Source organism: Luteolibacter arcticus (assembly GCF_025950235.1).
GTDB lineage: Bacteria > Verrucomicrobiota > Verrucomicrobiia > Verrucomicrobiales > Akkermansiaceae > Haloferula > Haloferula arctica.
The window spans coordinates 165,763-184,781 of the sequence record NZ_JAPDDT010000014.1; the positions used below are offsets into that span (position 1 = coordinate 165,763).

Genomic DNA, 19,019 nt, shown 5'->3' on the forward strand with positions numbered 1-19,019 from the left:
AGAACGTGGCGCATGTGAACCCTAGCACCCCTTCGCCCGCTCGCCATGAACGGCGGGAATCAATCGTGAATGGGGGCATTCGTCCCGCTGCCGGTCACTTCTTTGGCCGTCCGAAACCCGGCTTTGGCCGGCCTTGGGCATCGAGCTTGTCGGTGGCCCACAGCACGCCCTTGGCGACCATGTCGAGATAGCGGGCGTCTTCCACCGTGGCATTGTTGTGGCCGATGGTGGTCGCGAAGACGCGGGTCTTCTTGGGGCCGTAGAGGTTCGTCCACACGACCACGGCTTCGGACTTCTCCTGGGTGCCAGTGGCCAGCGGCGAGGCGGTTTTGTGAACGTCTACGTTGTTGTAGAGTTCCTCGTTGATGGTGGTCCAGTCCTTGGCTCCCTTGGTGATCGGGTGGCTGGTGTCGGTGAATTTGATGTCGATCGGCTTCTGCGGGCCGTGGCCGCTGGATTGCAGGCCGAGCAGCTCAAACCACATCTTGTCGTCGTCCTTGGTCGCCTTCTTTTGGAATTCACCGACGCGGTAGCTGTGCATCGCGCAGTGGAGGGCGAGTGCCGGGGTGCCGTCGATGTGCGGCTTGAGCACGCCTTTGACGACTTCCACGTCCTTGATGTCGGCGGCGCACTCGTCGTGGATGACCAGGTCGTAGCCGGCGGCGTAGTCGGGGTTCCCGTAGATCGGCAGCTTTGGCTTGGTGCTGCCGTCGTCCACGTGGATCTGGTCGACGGTTACGTTGATCCGCTCCTCCAGACCCTTTTTCAGGATGTTCGTCTGGTTCTTGTAGTCGTGGCAGCAGCCGCCGGTGATCAGCATCACCTTGAGCGGCTTGGCTTCCTGGGCGTGGGCGGAGAGGGCGAGGGTGCCCATGAGGGCGAGGATCGACGGCAGTTTCATGCTGGAAGGAATGTTGCGGGGCCGGATGGCGTGACGCCAGAACGGAACCGGCGAGGCGATCATTTCATCCGGGGGCTCCCCCAAACCGGTAGATTTTGAAAGCCGCGACGGGACGCCAGTGGGCGCAAATGCCGTGAAGAGTTTCAAATGAGGCAGCCCGGATCCCCCCAAACAGGCTTCTTGCCTCGCCGCCCTTGGTATGCCACCCTGACAGGTGAGAAAGGAGTTTTGATCGCCATGAAGGAATTGTTCGATGCATGGCGGGACGTGGACCGCAACAAGGTCGCCGCCCTGCTGAGCGTGCTCCCCGGCTTGGGGCATCTCTACAAGCACCACTACCTGGACGGCCTCGGGATCATGATCGTAGGCAATGCGCTGATGGTCTTTTGCGCCGCCTGGCTCTCGTTGGCCACACTCGGCCTCTCGCTGATTGTGGTGCCGGTCCTATGGGTGGCCGGGGTCGCCTATTCGGCTTACGGGGCACCCGACCAGCACGGGACTCACCCGTGGCTACACGTCTGGGAGCACAAATGGGCCCACGCGATTCGCGGTAAGAAGCGCTGATGGGCCAAACGGACCATTGAAAGGTCCGGACGTGGCCGATTGACTCGCGCCATGGCGCTAGAACTCGTTCCCGCGACCGCGGAATCCATCCCGCGACTTTCCGTCATTTGCCACGAGGCGTTTTCCGCCCTGCACGACCGCTGCGGCATCGAGAGGGATATCCCCAGCCCGGAAGTCGGGGAAATGATCATCGGCCAGACCGTCCAGCGCCCCGACTACACCGGGGTGATGGCGGTGCTCGACGGGGAAATCGTCGGCTCGAATTTCATCACCTTCGCCGACGAGGTGGGGGGCGTGGGGCCGATCACCGTCGATCCCAAGGTGCAGTCGAAGGGCATTGGCAGGGTGCTGATGCAGTGGGCGATCGACGAGGCCCGGCGGCGCGAGACCCGGCAGGTCCGGCTCTTCCAAGAGGCGATCAACACGGCCTCCCTGTCGCTCTACACCGCGCTCGGCTTTGACTGGCGAGATACTGGGGTATTGATGCAGGCGACGCCCGCCGCGGAAGAGGATCCGGAGGTGCGGCCCATCACGGCGGAGGATCTGCCGGCGATCGCGGAGCTTTCCCGGCAGAGCTACGGCTTCTCCCGCGCCGGCGATGCGGCGCAGTTGATCACTTGGGAGGTGCCGGGGTTCCTGAAGCTCCGCGGTGGAAAGCCGGTTGCCTATTTGTTCAGTACGCTTTTTGGTCATGCCGGGGCGGAGACCGAGGAAGATCTGCTGGCGCTGGCCGCCCAAGCTGCCCGCCATCTCCCGCCGCCGCTGGCGAAGTTCATCTGCCCGATGTCCCGGCCGGGGCTATTCCGCAAGGCGCTCGCGACCGGCCACCGGACCGGGAAGGTGCTATCCTACATGTCGCTGGGAGACTTCACCCCGCCACCGGGAGCGCATTTCCCGTCGATCCAGTGTTGATTCAAGGGATCTTCAGTTCGCCGGCGACATCGACCACTTCTCGCCGCCCTTGCTGACCCCCTCGAACTTTGAAGCGCTCAAATCGGGGATCTCGAACTTAATCCAGCCGCTGGAGATCCAGTGGCACCAGAGCACCTTCTCGTCCTCAATCTTCCACTTCCATACGACGGCGGTCTCATCGCCGCGCGATGCCGTTCCATTCTCGCGGAATTTGACTGTCCAAGGACGCTCCCCCTGCGGTTTCACTTCCCACTTCGTTGAGAGTATCAGGTCCCGGGCTGACTTGATCACCTGCTTCCCGGAGAGTTTTGCGATGGTGTCGTCAATGCTGGCCGCCTCGTCGCGAACCGCCTTTGCATCCTCGATCTTCCCCTCCTTGGTAAGGCGAGTCACCAGCGCTTCGAGTTTCCGCCGATGAAAGGTCCATGCCTCAACGAGTGCCGGCTTGGAGGAAGCTTCGAGTTTCGCGCGCTGCTCGATGTAGACCTTTCCGAGCTTGGCGAGTTCCGGGTCGGTTGATTCGCCAGCAGGTGGTGTGCCGTCGGCGAAGCTCTTGATGGCTCCATCGATTTGCTCCACCAGATCGAGTTTGCCCGCATCTTGGGCCTCCACCCGGCGCTTCTCCAGCGCCGCTTTGTACTTGGTGTCGAGGTCGACGACCGGCTGGCGGATCTTCTTCAGGTTATCGTCGCGCGTGCCGGAGATCAGATCGTGCTCTAACTGGGCGGCCGGTGAAAGTTCCCCGGCGCCGGCGTGATGCACCGGCAGGCCGATGCTGGTGAACCACAGCAGACCAGCAGCAAGCCGGGAAGAAGGGACGAATCTCAGGGGTTTCATCGACTACACGCAACCGGGGCGCAACAGGCAGCACTAGGACTTGCAGCCACGAAGGGCGAGTAAAAAAGGGTCAGCAAAGAGCGTCCTTCCCGATTGGGAAACCCGGGTGCCTGTCACTTGCCATTGCGGTCCGGCATGCATGCATTCTAGGGGGCCTTCCTGCTTAGCACGGCAACCACCGGGTGATGGTCGGAGCCCATCCGGTCTGGAGAAACAGTCCGGCTCTGCACCTGCCAGTGGTCACTCACGAGGATGTGGTCGATGGGTAGCCCGATGCCGTTGCTTCGCCACGTCGAATGAAGGCCGAAACCGAGTGCTGAATCGCGAAGCTTGCCTCGTTTCAGCAAGCGCTGGAACCACGGCGAATAGGGCGTGCAATTCAGGTCGCCGAGCAACACCACCGGCATCCCGGCGTTCGAGGCGATGCCCGCCGCCCGGTCATACTGCTCGTTCCGCTGGTCGAAGCGTGGTCCCGACCGCGGGGTGCGGGGATGCATGCCGATGACCCGAACCGGCCCGCCCGGCGCATGCATGACGGTGGAAATCCACGGCTTGGCTGCGGCCAGGCCATCGGGATCCGGCGCGTCCAAGGGATGGCGGCTTAGCAGCCACATTCCTTCCGCTCCGTCGCGGCCACTCGAGATCTGGTGGGGATACTTTTCCTTCAATGGCGCAAGCCGCTCGCGCCAATCGTCGGTGCACTCGGTAAGCAAGAGCACATCCGCGTCCTGGTGGCTTAACCAAGGCATCGCGAGTTCCTTCGTCGGGTTTTCCCAGAGCACGTTCCAAGCGAGGAAGGTCAGCCCTTTTTCATCCGTGGCGGCGGGCCGGGAAATCCAATAGGGCGCGAGCGGCACCGCAGCCCACGCGATCAAAGCCACCGCGGTGGCCGCCAGTGCACGACGGCGCTTCCGGAAAAACCATGCCGCCAGCAAGACGAGCATTCCGATCCACCACCAGCGGAAGTGGCTCATCCGCTCGACGTGGCTCGACCAAATCCCCAGCGGCGACCCTGCTGTGCCCAAGGCGGCGATTCCCAGCAACAGCCCAGGACTTCCGCCGGCGATGGCTTTCAGCAGCGGCTTCCAGCGATGGGGCACGGCGAAGCCTTCCATCCGTGACGCACTGCGGCAAGGTCCACGATGGGTGACCTCATCGAGTGGATTTATCGACGCGTGATCGCGCCGGCTCCGCAGGATGGGCCGGGGTTTTCCAATTCATCCCGTACTTGCCGAGTTCCTCGCGCAACGCGGGGATGTCCCACGAAACCACTGCTCCGTCCGCCACATGGATCGCCAAGTGGCTACTATCCGGGCTGAAGGCAAGGGTGGGCATGCCGACTTCGCCGACGGGTGAGGGGATCTCAAAGCGGGCGATTTTCGAAAGGTCGCGGGCATCGTGGAGGACTACGGCCCGGCGGGTAGTGCTGGAGGCGATGGTACCATCGGGCGAGATCGTGAAGCCGAGCGGCGCTTCGCCGGTGTGCATGGCTTCGGAATTCCACGAGCCGGTGTCCCAGCGCGTCACGGCGTGGTCACCCCACAGCCAAAGCGTGTGGCCGTCATCCGTGAAGCGCGCGCCGAGCACCAGGCCCGGATGATCCAGCGGCCGGGGCGTGCCTCCTTGCAGGGAATGCAAGGTCGCGCCCGGGACGCGGAAGCTGCCGGTGACGAGCAGGTCTCCAGCGGGCGAAAAGGCGGCGCAGTAGGGGTCCTGCTGCGGGAGTTTTCGGACGGCGTGGTCGGCGGTGGCAACGAGAAGGAGGCGGTCGTTTTCCGGGCGCTCGTCATTGTGCGTCAAGGCCAGGAATTTTCCGTCCCGGGAGGCGGCGACGAGCAGCGGGCCGGGGCCGACCCGGGAGGATTGCGGGTTCGTGGCCGCTGGAAGGAAATCGGCCGACAGGGGAATGCGGCGCAGGCCCGCGTTCCAGCCAGAGAGCCAGAGGGCGTCCGGGGCGAGAGCGGCGGACATCCATTCGGTATCGAGCTTGGGAAAGCGCGCCACTTCGCGGCCCTCGGCGAGCGACCACAGGCGGCAGACGTCTTCATCCACCGTCACGGCGACCTTCCCGGAAGTCCCCAGATGCAGGCTCGCGAGGTTCTCCGACCGCGGCTCGAGTGCTCCCGGGCCCACCACGGTGACAAACCGCGGCCACTCGAAACGGAAGCCATCAATCGCGCTGCCGTCCGAACGGCCGACTCGCAACACGCTGCCGTCTTCCGACCACGCGACCGGTCCCGCGTGCTCTGGCAAGCTTGTGAGGCGAAGCAGCTCCGCGCCCAGGCCACCGTGCCAGACCCTCAGCATCCCGTCGCGGGCGACGCTGACAAACTCCTGCCCGCCGGGGCGGAAGGCGACCGCTTCGAGATCGGCATTGTGTCCCCCGAAGCGATGCAGGCGCCGGCCGGTGAAGGTGTCCCAGACATACACCAGCCGGATCGAGCTGCCGCCGGCGATGAGGAGCTCGCCGGACCAATCGAGACAGGTGATCCGGTGATCGTGTTCCAGCCGTTGGAGAACTTTGCCCTCCGGCACGGAGAGGATTTCGATGACATCGGCACGTCCCCCCGGCCGCGAGCGAACCACGGCACGTCGGCGACCGGAGTCATCCGGAACGGAAAGCTCGCCCGCTGGCGGGGCGGGGAGCTCCCCTCCGAGGGCAGGCAGGAATTCGACTCCGGGCAGCGAGAGCGCGGCAATCGCCTCGTTCCGCAATCCCGGCGAAGACTTGATTTTCCAAGCCTCCTGGACCGCAGCCATCGCCCGACGCCGGGAATCGCCAACCCGCTCCGCCCGCGCCTCGTGGGAAGCCGCGATCAGAATCACCCGGCGTCCTTCGCGATCCTCCCGCCGATCTGCCGCCAGGAAACTGGTGATCAGGGTGGCAAGCAACAGTGCACACGCGACTGCCAGCCCCGCAGTCCACGGCCGTCGCCGTGCCCAGTGCCACCCGCGGCCGAGCGGGCCGACGGGCTTGGCATGGATGGGCTCGCCGGAAAGAAAGCGCCCAAGGTCATCGGCCACCTCCTTGGCCGTGGCGTAGCGCTGGGCGGGATCCTTGCGCAGGCATTTCAGACAGACCGTTTCCAAGTCGCGCGGCACCGCCGGGTTCAGCTTCCGCAGGGAGAGGGGATCGTCTTCGCGGAGCTGGATGAGGACGGCATCGAGCGTCGGCCCCACGAAGGGAGGCCGGCTGGTGAGGAGGTGGTAAAGCGACGCGCCCAGACCATAGACATCCGTCCGGGCATCGGCCTCGCCACCGAAGGCTTGCTCGGGAGCCGCGTAGCCCGGTGAGCCGAGCATCTGGCCGGTGCGGGTCAGGTTGGAGTCGTGGTGGCTGTCCAGCCGGGCGATCCCGAAATCGGTGATCTGCGGCTTGGCCTCGTGGTCCAGCAGGATGTTGGACGGCTTCAGGTCGCGGTGGAGCACTTGGTGGTCGTGAGCGTGCTGGACGGCCTCCGCGACGTGGCGCACGCACTGCGCGGCATCCCGTGCGGCGAGCGGATGGTCGCGAACGAGCTGTTCCAGATTCTTTCCCGGCAGGTGCTCCATGCTGAACCACGGCACCCCGTCGTCCTCGCCGATGTCGAAAATCCCGACGATGCCAGGATGCTTCAGCCGTGCCGCCGCCCGCGCTTCGCGGTGAAAGCGCTCCCGTTCCTCCGCCCCGGCGAAGCGCGCCCGCAGCAGCACCTTCACTGCGACCGTGCGATCCAGGCCGGTTTGCCGGGCGCGATAGACCACGCCCATGCCCCCGCGGCCGATCTCTTCGTGCAGCTCGAGGTTCGCCAGCCGGCCCCATGGCGCGGGCTCTTCGGGAGGTGGTTCGCCCGGATCGGCGAAGGAGACCTTGAAAAGACAGCGCGAGCACGGTCCCCCGCCGGCCATGGGCTCGCCGCAGACTTCGCACACGCTGCCGTTCCCGGAATTCATCTTCCCAGCGTAAGAATCACGTTCCCAACAGCTCCGCGAGCGCCATCATTTCTTCTTCCAAAAGGCTGTCATCGCGCAAGCCGGCGGCGACCTCGTGGCGCACCATGGCGCAGAAATCGGTGCGCATCCGGTACACTGCCACGGCGACGCTGCGACCGTGGATGCCGAGCTGCTCGCCGACCGCGTCGTAGTCGCCCGGGACGGCCTGGCGGGAGAGAAACGGGCTGATCATTTCGAAGACCTTCCCCTTGCCGGTCGCCTCGAATTCGTCCCGCAGCCGTGCCAGGGCCGCCTCCATCACCGCGTGCGCCCAGCGTTTTTCGAAGAAGGCTTCCGGTGCCTCTTGAGTCACGGGTTCCTGACCAAACCAGTGCTCGGCGTGGGCCATATCCAGAGAAACCGGCCGCTCGCCGCCACCGCGCTTCTGTGCGGTCTCGCGGTGGTGGGACTTGATCAGGAAGTTCTTCAGGATGGTCACCAGCAGGGTGCTGAACCGGGTGTCGCGCTGCTCTACCTTGGAAAGCCAGTCCTGCTCGATGAGCTTGGCGAAGAAGGCCTGGGTGAGGTCGCTGGCGTCGTCCGGCCCATGGCCCCGGCGGCGGATGAAGGCGTAGACCGGATACCAGTAGCTGCGGGAAAAGTGCTCCCAGGCCCCGTCCCGCCGTGACGCTTCCCCGGCGTTCCCCAACAGCGTCCAGCGCGTCGTGGCAAAACGGGGGGAGGGTGGGAACTCATCGGAAGCCGGGGGCATGAGCACAATCACCTTGCCATGAAAGGGCTCTAACGCATTTGAAAAATTCCTGTAATCGCTCCCCGGCGACCGGGTGAAACAAAGATGACGCGTTTCGCCGCGTCCCAGATCCCCGGATTTCCCCCTCCCCGTTTGTTCCCCGGAGCCCGCCCCCACGGTCTCCGCGGGACAGACGGTAGGGAAGCCGCCTGCCGCTAGAGGCCCGGCCGACAGCCGAAGAAGCGGCGCTCCTTGACCATTTGGGCGACCTGGGTCGGGACCATGTCCACCCACGCCTCGTCACCGGCGGCGATCTTCTTCAGCACGTCACGCGAGAAGATGTGGAGGAACTCCGGCTTGAAATTGTCCAGCGCGACGAAGCTGCCGCGGTCGGCCAGGTAGCCGTAGAGCTTCTTCAATTCCGGCGCGACCTCGAGATTGTCCACATTGGTCAGCGCGCCGGTTTGCGCGTTTTGGAGCGGATAGATGTAGAGCTTGAGGTTGTATTTGAAGAGGCGGCCGAAGCTTTCGAGGATGCCGCCGGGGAGCTGGGTGTAGTACTTTTCCTCGAAGAGCTCGGTGAGGCTCGGCGTGCCCATGACGATGCCGATTCTCTCCTTGGTCCGCCAGGAGATGTAGGCGGCAAGCCGGTAATACTCGAAGTAGTCCGAGATCATCACCGTCATCCCACAGGCGGCGAGCAGGTCGGCGCGGGCGAGGAAATCGCGGCGGTCCACGTCGCTGCCACCGGCCAGCAGATTGCGCATGGTGAGCTCGAAGATCGGCAGCACCTGCTTCCCCGCGACATCCGGGTCGGCGGTGAATTTCTCCAGCGCGGACTGGAGCATGTCCAGGTTCACATGGGTCGGCGGGCGGAAGCTTCCCCGTTCGACCAACACCGCCTTTTTGTAGAGTGCCTCCGATGGTTGTAGTACTTGCCCGTCGGGCCCGAACATCGCCGCGCCGCTGAGGCCGAGCTGGACGAGCTTGAGGCTGATCAGCCGGTTGTCCACGGAGCGGAACTCGATGCCGCGGAACTCGATCACGTCGATCTCGATGCGGCCGGTGGTCAGCTTGTCGAGCAGGCTTTCCACAAGCTGCTCCGGCTCGTGATGGAGGAAGAAGGCGCCGTAGAGCAGGTTCACGCCGACCACGCCGAGCGCTTCCTGTTGGAGCGAGGCCTCTGTGTCCAGCATGCGGATGTGGATGAGGATCTGGCTCGGCTCGTCGCGCGGGCGGGATTGGAATTTCACGCCCATCCAGCCGTGGCACTCGTTGCCGCCCTTGAAGCTGCGGGCGACCACGGTGTCGGCGAAGGCGAAGAAGGCGGTGCTGTCGCCTCGCTTGTCGGCGAGGCGCTCGACATTGAGGGAAAACTCGCGGTCGAGCATCGCCTGGAGGCGGGTGCGGGAGACATAGCGGTCGCCGCTGCCGTAGATGGCATCGCTGACCATCATGTCGTAGGCGGAGATGCTCTTGGCCACGGTCCCGGCGGCCGCGCCGACGCGGAAAAACCAACGCACGACCTCCTGACCGGCCCCAATTTCGGCGAGCGTCCCGTACCAGCGCGGGTCGAGATTGATTTTGAGCGCCTTGTGGTGGGTATCGAGTTCTTCCTCGCGCATTGGGAACCGGTGCAGCATCTGCCGCGCCACGATGGAGCCGACCCATGTCCTATCCACCGGCAGTGATGGGGCGTGCCATGGTCGGTGCTTGAAAATCGCGCCCGCTCGCTCCGTAGATGGGGACGCCATGCGCCTTGCTGCCACCCTTGCCCTGCTCGCGTCCGTTGCCGGAGCGGAGATCGAAAGCACCTTTTTCGCCGAAGGACTCCGCGATCCGATGGAAATCGCCGTTGCGCCGGACGGGGATCTTTTCGTGGTCGAGCGCGAGGGCCGCGTGCTGCGCGTCCGCCCGGCTACCGGCGGCGTCTTCGTGATCGGCGAGCTGCCGGTGACGGCGCTCCGCGAGACGGACAAGGACACTCCGTGGGCGCGCGAGGATGGCCTGCTGGGCATTGCCCTCGACCCCGGATTTGCGTCTAACCGCCGTCTCTATCTTTACTACAGCCACCCGAAGGAGCTGCTGAACCGCCTGTCCCGCTTCGAGTTGAAGGGCGGCATCCTCGATTTGGCCTCGGAGAAAGTGCTGCTCGATATCCCCACCGACCGCCGCAACAAGGTCTGCCATCACGGCGGCTCGCTTGCTTTCGGGCCGGACGGGCTGCTCTACCTGAGCACCGGCGACAATACGAACCCCTTCGAGAGCGACGGCTTCGCGCCGATCGACGATCGCGATGGCCGCGACCACACCAACGCGATGCGCAGCGCGGGCAATACCAACGACCTCCGGGGGAAGGTCCTGCGCATCAAGCCCACCGAGGCTGGCTACGAGATTCCGGCCGGAAACCTCTTTCCCCCCGGCACGGCCAAGACCCGGCCGGAGATCTATGTGATGGGCTGCCGGAATCCCTTCCGCATCTCCATCGACCCGAAGACCCGGGTGCTCTATTGGGGCGAGGTCGGACCTGATGCCGGCAACCCGGGCCCAAAAGGCGCGCAGGGATACGACGAGGTGAACCAAGCCAAGCAGGCGGGTAACTTCGGCTGGCCCTTCGTGATCGCGGACAACAAGCCGTATGCGATCGTCGATTTCGCGACCAAGCAAACCGGTGCGATGACCGATCCCGCCGCGCCGAAAAATCCCGGCAAGCACAACACCGGCTTGGCCGACCTGCCGCCGGCGCAAAAGGCCTTCATTTGGTATCCATACGCGAAGAGCGAGGAGTTCCCAGTGGTGGGAACCGGGGGTCGCAATGCGATGGCGGGGCCGGTTTTTTACTATGATGCTAGTAGAAAGTTCAACCTGCTGGGCAAGGAGGACGATCACGCGTTGCTGACCTACGAATGGATCCGCGGCAAGATCTGGAAGGCCAAGCTCGGGGCGGATGAAAAGTTGGAGAAACTGGAGCCGCTGTTGGATCGCCTGAAGCACCCGATGGATTTGGAGATGGCCGCGGATGGCACCATGTGGCTGCTGGAATACGGCTCCGAGTGGTACTTCAACAAGGACGGCCGGATTCGTCGCCTGCGCCCGGCCGATGGCAACAAGGCGCCGACCGTGACGGTGAAGGCCGACGGTCCCGTTTACACCGCAACTGTTAGTGATCCGGAAGGCGACGCGGTCACCATCGATTGGTGGCTTACCGAGGGGGTGGGGGAGGTGCGGCTCGGAGGCGGGCCGTCTATTTCGCCATCGCGCCCGGGCATCGAGCTGCGCGCCGTGGCGACCGACGCAAAAGGTGCCGTTTCCATCGCGCGGGTGCCGCTGGTGAAGGAGGAAACCCTGCCCGCCCTGCAATTGGAACTCGCCGGTAAGCCCGACAAACTGGGATTCGGCGAGGAGCTGGCCTTTTCGGTGAAGGGGGCAGGGGATCCGGGGAAGCTGGTGGTCCGCGCCCGCTACATCCCGCCGACCGGTCACGATGCCGGTGGCCCGCAGTTTTCCTCGGAGATCGAAAAGCTCGTCGTCTCAAGGCAGTGCCTCGCCTGCCACCAGATGGACAAGACTTCGGTCGGCCCCGCCTACCTCGACGTCGCCATGAAGTATCGCAGCGATGCCGAAGCGGCGGCCCGCCTCCAAGCCAAGCTCAAGACCGGCGGCGGCGGCACGTGGGGCGAAGTCCCGATGCCCCCGCAGACTGCCGTTTCCGATGCCGAGGGAGAGACCATCGTCCGCGCCATCCTCGGCCTCGCCGAGGGCATGGCCGAAACCCGCGGCTCCGCCGAGGGCAAGCTGCCCCTCTGCCCCCCTCCCGCGACCGCAGCACCCGGCGGGGCCTGGGAAATCATCGCCGAAGCCCCCGGCCACACCGCGGCGAGGACGCGGATCGCGGCGAAGTGAAAATCCCAGAATGGGCTCATTCTTCGGTTTGGCCAAGTCCCTCGGTTTCAAGTCGAGCATCTTGGTCTGCAACGAAAGCGCAGGATTCCTCGAGGGTGACGAGTCTCGTGGTCTGAGGTGCCTGTTGGAGAGACATTACTGGAAGGCGGGGATTTGGGCCAAGGCCGGCCCTGATAAGTTCCAGCAGCATCTCGTCCACGCATTTGCCCTCGGCTGCTGCGCGGGAATTCACCTCCCTCATCAGGTCGTCAGGCAAGTCCAACACCTTTTTCACAAGGGAACTTTTCCAGAATGCCGGGTCGCTGTCAAAGCGCTGGCTGTGGGCTTGCACGCCGCCCGTTCGCGGGCATGCTCCCGCGCGTCGTGAATCCCATCCCGGTCGAACCGTCGTTCGAGTCCTTCTGCAAGCTGGCTGAGCAGGGCAATGTTGTCCCGCTCTACACCCAGCTTGCCGCGGACTTTGAGACGCCGCTGTCGGCGTACCTCAAGGTGCGCGACGCGCGTCATTCCTTCCTGCTCGAGAGCGCCGAAAGCACCGACAAGAGCGGACGATGGTCGATTATCGGGACCAACCCGCGCCGGGTCATCGAGGCTCGCGACAAGAACCTCGTTATCCGCGAAGGCTCGTCGATGGAAAAGATCACGGTCGAGGATGATGTGCTCGCCGCCTTGGAACGCCACATGGCTCCCTACAAGCCGGTGTTGCATGGCAATCTGCCGCCGTTTTGCGGCGGGCTGGTCGGGTTCCTCGCCTACGATGCGATCCGCCAGTTCGAGCCGACGGTGCCTGCCGCGCCGAAGGACGAGCTCGGTATTCCCGATGCCGTTTTCATGCTGGCCGACACGCTGATCGTCTTCGACCAGCGCCTACGCCGCCTGCAGATCATTGCGAATGCCTTCACCGGCGATCACGCCAGTCTGCAGGAGGCTTATGACGCCGCCCGGGGCAAGATTTCGGCGCTCGTCGAGATGCTGAATCGCCCGCTGCACGTGCCTGCCCTGAATGGCCTGGTGCCGGTCGAGGCCGCGCAGGCAGAGAGCAATACGTCGCAAGCCGAGTACGAAGACATGGTTCTTCGCGGGAAGGAATACATCGCCGCCGGTGATGTGTTCCAGTTCGTGCCGAGCCAGCGCTTTGCCACGGATTTTCATCGCTCGCCGGTCGATCTCTATCGGGCGCTGCGCCATGTGAATCCGTCGCCGTACATGTTCATTCTGGAACTGGGCGACTTCGCATTGGTCGGCTCGTCGCCGGAAGTTCACGTGCGTGCCATCGGCGGCCGCATCGACATCCGCCCGATCGCCGGGACCCGGTGGAGGGGCAAGACGCCGGAGGAAGACGACGCGCTCGCGGCCGAGCTGTTAGCTGACCCGAAGGAGCGGGCCGAGCACCTGATGCTGGTCGATCTCGCCCGCAACGACGTCGGCCGCATCGCCAGGCACGGCAGCGTGAAGGTCGATGATTTCATGATCGTGGAGCGCTACAGCCACGTCATGCACATCGTTTCGAACGTCACCGGCACGCTCGACGAGACTCATAGTAGTTACGACGTGCTGCGCGCGACCTTCCCCGCCGGGACGGTCAGCGGTGCGCCGAAGATCCGCGCGATGCAGGTCATCAACGAGCTCGAGAAGAGCAAGCGCTGCGCCTACGCCGGCGCGGTCGGCTACTTCGGCTTCGATGGTGGCCATGACTCGTGCATCACCCTGCGCACGTGCTTGCTGAAAGACGGCAAGGCCTACGTGCAAGCCGGTGCCGGAGTGGTCGCGGATTCCAATCCCACCTACGAGTTCGAGGAGACCGTCAACAAGGCCAAGGGCATGCTGCGCGCCATCGCCCTCGCAAAAACGCTGGAGGACTGACCATGTTGCTCATCATCGATAATTACGACTCCTTCACCTACAACCTCGTCCAGTACTTCGGCGAGCTCGGGTCGGAGATGAAGATCGTGCGCAACGACGCGCTGACGGTGGACGACGTGAAGGCGCTGAAGCCGGAGCGGATCTGCATTTCCCCCGGCCCCTGCACGCCGAACGAAGCCGGCATCTCCTGCGAGCTGATCGAGAAGCTGGGCCCGACGACGCCGATCCTCGGCGTCTGCCTCGGCCACCAATCGATCGGCCAGGTCTATGGCGGTGACGTCATCCGCGCGGACAAGCTGATGCACGGTAAGACCTCGCCGATCCTCCATGAAGGCAAGAGCGTCTTCGCCGGCCTGCCGAGTCCGTTCGAGGCCACACGCTACCACTCGCTCATCGTGAAGCGCGAGACCTTGCCGGACTGTCTGGAGATTACCGCATGGACGGCCGATGGCGTGATCATGGGTCTCCGGCACAAGGAGCACCCGGTCCACGGCGTGCAGTTCCACCCGGAGTCGATCCTGACGCAGGACGGGAAGCGCATCCTGGAGAACTTCCTCGCGATGTGAGGGGGCCGTCGCGACCTTGCAAAAGTCGCGGGTCAGCCGTAGTCTCACAGCATGACAGAGAAGGAGAAGCCGGATTTTTCCAAGAACCCGCTTGCCCAAGCAATCTTGCGTGAAGGTTTGGCGATCCAAGATCGCTTCGCTGCCGAGCCGGTTTATGCAAGAACCGGCAAGGGCTACCTGAAGAGCGCCGGCGTTCGCGAAATGGAAGAGGCGAAGGAGAAGGCGAAGAAAAAGTAGCCATGAATCGCAAGGCGTGGCTTGTCGAGATCCCTTGGGAACTCGTCGTTTGGCAAAACGAGCAACTCTGTTCCGCGAAGCACGCGCACCACGGCCCCACGTCCGATGGCTACGAAGCGACGCGAGAGTTGTGGAAATCGCATCATTTGGAAGAAATGGATCTTCTGGCGGTGGCGGACCTTTGCCGCAAGTGCCACCGGTTGGCACCCTTCACGAGCTACAATGGGAATACGTTCGCCGCGATCATTCGCGCGCTGATCGACCCACTGGATCTTGAACCGCGTCAGGCAGCCTTGGGCCGCAGCCTTGCCTGCCACATCGTTGCGGGGGTCGCGGGAGATGAAGAGGTCCGGGCGTTCCGGGAATTCTGCGAATCGCTGGGATAAAGAGCCGGGAGTGACCGGGGCCGATTTCCATCGCACCGTGCTCGCGGAAAACACTAACAACCAGACATTCGGGAGGGCTGAAATTCCCGCAGGATGTCCTTACGGACAGCGAATTCAGCCGATAAAATGCGTACCGTTCCTGATGGCAAACTCCGCTCGACCTTTTCCGCAGACAGGCGAATCTCGCGGCGATGATCCGCGTCGTTTGCTTCACCGTGCTGACCTTGTGGGGAATGGCCGCCACCCCGGCCTTGGCGGACAAGCGCCTGATCGCCGAAAGTCGGCATCCGACTGCCAAGGAAAGGCGGGCCGGCCGGGCGAAAATCGAGAAGGACCTCGAAAGGGACGGCTTCCGCCCGCTGCCACGAATCGTCGGCGGCCGGGCGGCGGCGGACGGCGAGTACCCGTGGATGGTCGGACTGATCGACGCGGGGGAGCCGGATGAATACGACGGACTTTTCTGCGGCGCGTCGCTGATTCATCCCTATTGGGTGCTGACGGCGGCGCATTGCGTGCTGGGCAGCCGGGCGGAGGACATCGAGGTGCTGGTGGGCGCGAATGACCTGTCGAATCCGGGCAGCGGTGCGCAGCGGATCGCGGTGTCGGAGATCATCATCTCGCCGACCTACAACGACTCCACTATGGACGCGGATTTCGCCCTGCTGCGGCTGGCGGAGCCGGCAAGCGGAACGGCGATCCCCGTGATCGACGATCGCGACCATGAGCTGCCCGGCGTGGAGGCGACGGTGACTGGCTGGGGAACCACAACCGAAGGGACGGCAAGCTACCCGAACCGTTTGCAGGAAGTGGAGCTGCCGATCGTCGATCTGGAACTCGCCAATGAGTCGCCAGCCTACGATGGAACGCTCACCGGAAACATGCTGGCGGCAGGCTTTGAAGAGGGCGGAAAGGATGCGTGCCAAGGGGACAGCGGTTCGCCGTTGATCGTGCCATCTCCGCGTGCGCCGGGCTGGATGCAGGCCGGGGTGGTTAGTTTTGGCGAGGGCTGCGCGCAGCCGGACGCCTATGGGATTTACACGCGGATCGGGAATTTCCGCGACTTCATCACCGGCCATATCCGGCCGAACTACGCGGCTTGGGAGCGTGCCAATGGCCGCAGCGGCGAAAACATCGATCTGGATGAAGACGGGCGGACGAATTTCGAGGAGTGGGCTCTGCCAGACGGCGGGCTCGAGCTCCAAATGGCGGCGGGCAAGCTCTGGCTTTCCTATGTGCGCCCGGCCCTGGCCAGCGAGGCGGATTACTATCTCGAACATGCCAGCAGCGCGGCTGGCCCGTGGTCAGCGGTGACGGGGGCGGCGATGGCAGAGGATGAGGTGCTGGAGGGGGGGGGGATACTCCGGACCTTCGAGTTGCCCGGGAGTGCCAATACCGGTGTCTACCGCGTGCGGGCAGCATTTTCCGCCACCTATGTCCCGGGCCCCAGGCCGCTGGCGGTCCCCGGCGGGGCGACCGGGACGCTGGCGAATCCTGACGAGGTCCAAGACGGCCGCTTTCAAAAGAGCTACGTGCTACAGATTCCGGATGGTACCGGACCGCTGCGGATCGCGGTGCGGTCGGGTGATTTCGATACGCGCTTCCGGCTGTCCGGCATGTCTTCGCCCGCCGTGATCGAGGTGGACAACAATGCAGGGAAGGGCGTGCTCGGCGGCGATGAGCTTTACGATTTCACCCCGGAGGCGGGACGCGAGTATCGGGTGGAAGTCACCTCGCATGACCCGGGAGCGACGGGGAGCTTCGAGCTGAACGTCTGGCGGCCATCCGTGATCGCGGCCTTGCCGCCGCTGGCTGCGGCCGGCGGAGTGGTGAATGGCAGCCTTTCCACCGGCGATGCCTTCGACCCGTTCTTCCTGCCGGGTGGCGAGTTCTACAAGGACGACTACCGGATCGACACGTCCGTGTTCTCGCCGGGCGGCTTGATCGAGCTGCGGATGACCTCCAAGGGCAAAGCGACCAAAGCGATCGATGACTCTATCATCCTGATCGACGCCGAAAGCGGCCGGCTGATCACCGGCAACGACAATTTCACCGGCAAGACGAACGATTCCGGGCTGAGGTTCCAGCCGGTGACGGGTAAATCCTACCTGCTCCGGGCATCTGCCAGCGAGGACCGGGACGTGGGCATCTATCGTCTGACGAGCTCGCGGATCGATCCCGCCTCGAAAAAGAGCCCGGTACCCACGGTCAACATCGGGGCCTCGGTCAAAGGGAAGCTCGCGGCTGCCAGTGAACTCGACGAGCGCTACCTGACCTTCAAGCGCGACTACCTGCTTGCGCCGGTTTCCGGGGATCGAAAGGTGGTCGTGACGCTTTCCTCGGCGAAATTCGACGCCTACCTGATGGTGCTCGACCCCCGTGACCTGAGCGTGGTGGAGGAGGGCGACTCGGGTGGCCCGTCGGGTGGCCGCGACAATGCCAAGGTGGAATTCACCGCCCGCGCTGGACGCCGCTACTTCATCCGGGCCACCAGCTACGACCCGCGTGAGACCGGTCCATTCGTTCTAACCACCACCGCCGCGCCATGATCGATGAACCTTGGTTCCTGCCTACCGTCCTTGGCACGGTGGTCTTCCTGCAACTGGTGCTGCTCATCGCCGTGCTGCGATTGTCGGCGCGGGTCTCGCGGCTATTCCGGCTGATTGCCTCGCCGGTGCCGGCAGCGACTCAGGAATTGGCCGACCGCAAGGAGGCCACGGGGGAGCAAAAGAAGTGGTTCGCTGAGTTCCTTGAGGAAGATCCCTCGCGTCGCGATCTACCGAAAAAGGAGCAGTTCGCCAACTTCCGCCAGTGGCGGGAGGACCGGGGCCTGAATTGGAAAGGTCCGGTAGGCGGTCTCTGAGAAGAGTTCTCCAGAATATCGTGGCCATCGCCGCTGGTGGAACCGCCACGGCCAACAGTTACTCGCTCGCCGTGGCGGCCGACGGCACGGTTTACGGCTGGGGCGATAACGGTAATGGCCAACTCGGCGTCGGCAGCACGACGGACTCGACTCGACCGAAGGCGATCACGAATTTCAAGGTGCTGCCGGGCTATCCCGAAGTGGGGCTCACGTCGACCCTCGACCCGGTGGGAGCTCCGGGAACCGTGCTGCTGACCGCGACGCCGACGGATCCCGATGGCTTAACCGGCGTGTCCGTGAAATTCTACATCAATGGTCAGATGGTCCTTGAGAAGACTTCTGCGCCTTGGACCTATTCCTACACTCCCACCCAGGCCGGCAGCTACCATGCCTTCGCGGTGGTCAAAGATCTCACCTTGCTGGAGGGCCAGTCGCCGCCGGCGAATTTCTCGATCAATACGCCACAGGTTTCCCTCGCAGCGGAAGTTGCTCCGTCGTATGCGCCGGGCACCGTGGTCTTGACTGCCAGTCCCACCGATGCGGATGGAGCCGGGAACCTCGCCTCGGTGAAGTTTTATGTGGACGGAGACCTGGTCGGTGAGCGGACAGCCCCGCCGTGGACCTGCGCCCATTATCCCAACGATGAAGGCACCTACCCGGCGACCGCCGTCGTCAGGGACAGGTTCGGCTTAGAGAGCACCTCGGCTCCGGTGTCTTTTTCCGTGCATGCCCCGTTGATTCCGCTCGCGATCAGCGCGTTCGTTCATGAGAACCCGGGCTACGTCACGCTGACTGCCAGCCCCACGGATGCCGACGGTGTGGGAAATCTCTCCCAAGTGATCTTCTATTCCAATGGCGTCCCCGTGGGCTCCTCCTCCATGTCGCCCTGTGTGATCGAGATGCCGAGCTTGGCAAGCGGCTCCTATACGGTTCACGCGGTGGTCTTCGACCACTTCGGCTTTACGAGCACCTCGCCTTCGCTGCCATTCACGATCCACGCTTCAGGCGGTGCGCCGGACGATGATGGCGACGGCATCACGAATGCGGACGAGATCGCGGCCGGCACTTCACCCACGGATACCGACTCCGATAACGACGGGATCCCGGATGGGCAGGATGCTTCGCCACTTTCGCCGGACTTCGTCTCCACCACCGTCAGCGGCCTCTCCGTGTGGGCTCCCCTTCGGTGATAGCGCCTGATTCCGACGCCTTCCCAAGATCATGACTTTCTCTAATTTTCCGATGAATTCTCTTAGAGGCTGTCTGAAAAATGCTCAGGCCGCGATTCTGGTGAGCATGCGCTTGGTCATGGAGAGATAGATTAGCG

The 19,019-nt window shown here is 64.0% G+C and carries 16 protein-coding genes; 10 read left to right on the forward strand and 6 right to left on the reverse strand.

Features of this window, described 5'->3' with window-relative positions; all coding sequences use genetic code 11:
- Positions 1–94: 94 nt before the first annotated feature.
- On the reverse strand, positions 95–901 hold the full coding sequence (locus OKA05_RS23350; RefSeq protein ID WP_264489617.1) for a ThuA domain-containing protein: 807 nt from the start codon (positions 899–901) through the stop codon (positions 95–97).
- A gap of 237 nt (positions 902–1,138) precedes the next feature.
- On the opposite strand from OKA05_RS23350, the gene OKA05_RS23355 reads away from it, so the two are divergent.
- Together OKA05_RS23355 and OKA05_RS23360 are read left to right on the forward strand one after the other, a co-directional pair.
- Positions 1,139–1,465: a hypothetical protein gene (locus OKA05_RS23355; protein WP_264489618.1), complete on the forward strand. Its 327-nt coding sequence runs from the start codon at positions 1,139–1,141 to the stop codon at positions 1,463–1,465.
- Positions 1,466–1,516: 51 nt separating this feature from the next.
- Positions 1,517–2,377: a GNAT family N-acetyltransferase gene (locus tag OKA05_RS23360; protein WP_264489619.1), complete on the forward strand. Its 861-nt coding sequence runs from the start codon at positions 1,517–1,519 to the stop codon at positions 2,375–2,377.
- Between the two features lie 12 nt (positions 2,378–2,389).
- Here the strand turns inward: OKA05_RS23360 and OKA05_RS23365 are convergent, their stop codons facing one another.
- The 5 genes from OKA05_RS23365 to OKA05_RS23385 form a co-directional block, all read right to left on the reverse strand.
- Positions 2,390–3,214, reverse strand: a complete 825-nt coding sequence (locus OKA05_RS23365) for a hypothetical protein (RefSeq protein WP_264489620.1) — start codon at positions 3,212–3,214, stop codon at positions 2,390–2,392.
- A 146-nt stretch (positions 3,215–3,360) separates the two neighbouring features.
- On the reverse strand, positions 3,361–4,314 hold the full coding sequence (locus tag OKA05_RS23370; protein ID WP_264489621.1) for an endonuclease/exonuclease/phosphatase family protein: 954 nt from the start codon (positions 4,312–4,314) through the stop codon (positions 3,361–3,363).
- A 52-nt stretch (positions 4,315–4,366) separates the two neighbouring features.
- On the reverse strand, positions 4,367–7,147 hold the full coding sequence (locus tag OKA05_RS23375; RefSeq protein WP_264489622.1) for a WD40 repeat domain-containing serine/threonine protein kinase: 2,781 nt from the start codon (positions 7,145–7,147) through the stop codon (positions 4,367–4,369).
- Between the two features lie 16 nt (positions 7,148–7,163).
- Positions 7,164–7,898, reverse strand: a complete 735-nt coding sequence (locus OKA05_RS23380) for an RNA polymerase sigma factor (RefSeq protein ID WP_264489623.1) — start codon at positions 7,896–7,898, stop codon at positions 7,164–7,166.
- A gap of 194 nt (positions 7,899–8,092) precedes the next feature.
- Positions 8,093–9,502 carry a TonB-dependent receptor gene (locus OKA05_RS23385; protein WP_343226991.1) on the reverse strand — a complete coding sequence of 470 codons (1,410 nt, stop codon included), beginning with the start codon at positions 9,500–9,502 and terminating at the stop codon, positions 8,093–8,095.
- 127 nt (positions 9,503–9,629) lie between these two features.
- Between OKA05_RS23385 and OKA05_RS23390 the strand changes: the two genes are divergently transcribed.
- The 8 genes from OKA05_RS23390 (at position 9,630) to OKA05_RS23425 (ending at position 18,882) form a co-directional block, all read left to right on the forward strand.
- Positions 9,630–11,780 (forward strand): PQQ-dependent sugar dehydrogenase, encoded by a 2,151-nt coding sequence (locus OKA05_RS23390; RefSeq protein ID WP_264489625.1) that lies wholly within the window; start codon positions 9,630–9,632, stop codon positions 11,778–11,780.
- A 348-nt stretch (positions 11,781–12,128) separates the two neighbouring features.
- On the forward strand, positions 12,129–13,643 hold the full coding sequence (trpE, locus tag OKA05_RS23395; protein WP_264489626.1) for an anthranilate synthase component I: 1,515 nt from the start codon (positions 12,129–12,131) through the stop codon (positions 13,641–13,643).
- Between the two features lie 2 nt (positions 13,644–13,645).
- Positions 13,646–14,209, forward strand: coding sequence for an anthranilate synthase component II (locus OKA05_RS23400; RefSeq protein WP_264489627.1), 564 nt, complete (start codon positions 13,646–13,648; stop codon positions 14,207–14,209).
- Between the two features lie 51 nt (positions 14,210–14,260).
- Positions 14,261–14,446 (forward strand): hypothetical protein, encoded by a 186-nt coding sequence (locus OKA05_RS23405; RefSeq protein WP_264489628.1) that lies wholly within the window; start codon positions 14,261–14,263, stop codon positions 14,444–14,446.
- 2 nt (positions 14,447–14,448) lie between these two features.
- Complete coding sequence (locus OKA05_RS23410) at positions 14,449–14,832, forward strand: tellurite resistance TerB family protein (RefSeq protein ID WP_264489629.1); 384 nt, start codon at positions 14,449–14,451, stop codon at positions 14,830–14,832.
- Positions 14,833–15,023: 191 nt separating this feature from the next.
- Entirely contained in the window at positions 15,024–17,378 is a 2,355-nt protein-coding gene (locus OKA05_RS23415) for a serine protease (protein ID WP_264489630.1), read from the forward strand.
- The gene (locus OKA05_RS23420) at positions 17,375–17,692 is read left to right on the forward strand and encodes a hypothetical protein (RefSeq protein WP_264489631.1); all 318 of its coding nucleotides are present in this window, start codon (positions 17,375–17,377) and stop codon (positions 17,690–17,692) included. The genes OKA05_RS23415 and OKA05_RS23420 overlap by 4 nt, the downstream gene beginning before the upstream one ends.
- Positions 17,693–17,712: 20 nt before the next feature.
- Complete coding sequence (locus tag OKA05_RS23425; RefSeq protein ID WP_264489632.1) at positions 17,713–18,882, forward strand: Ig-like domain-containing protein; 1,170 nt, start codon at positions 17,713–17,715, stop codon at positions 18,880–18,882.
- Positions 18,883–19,019: the final 137 nt, after the last annotated feature.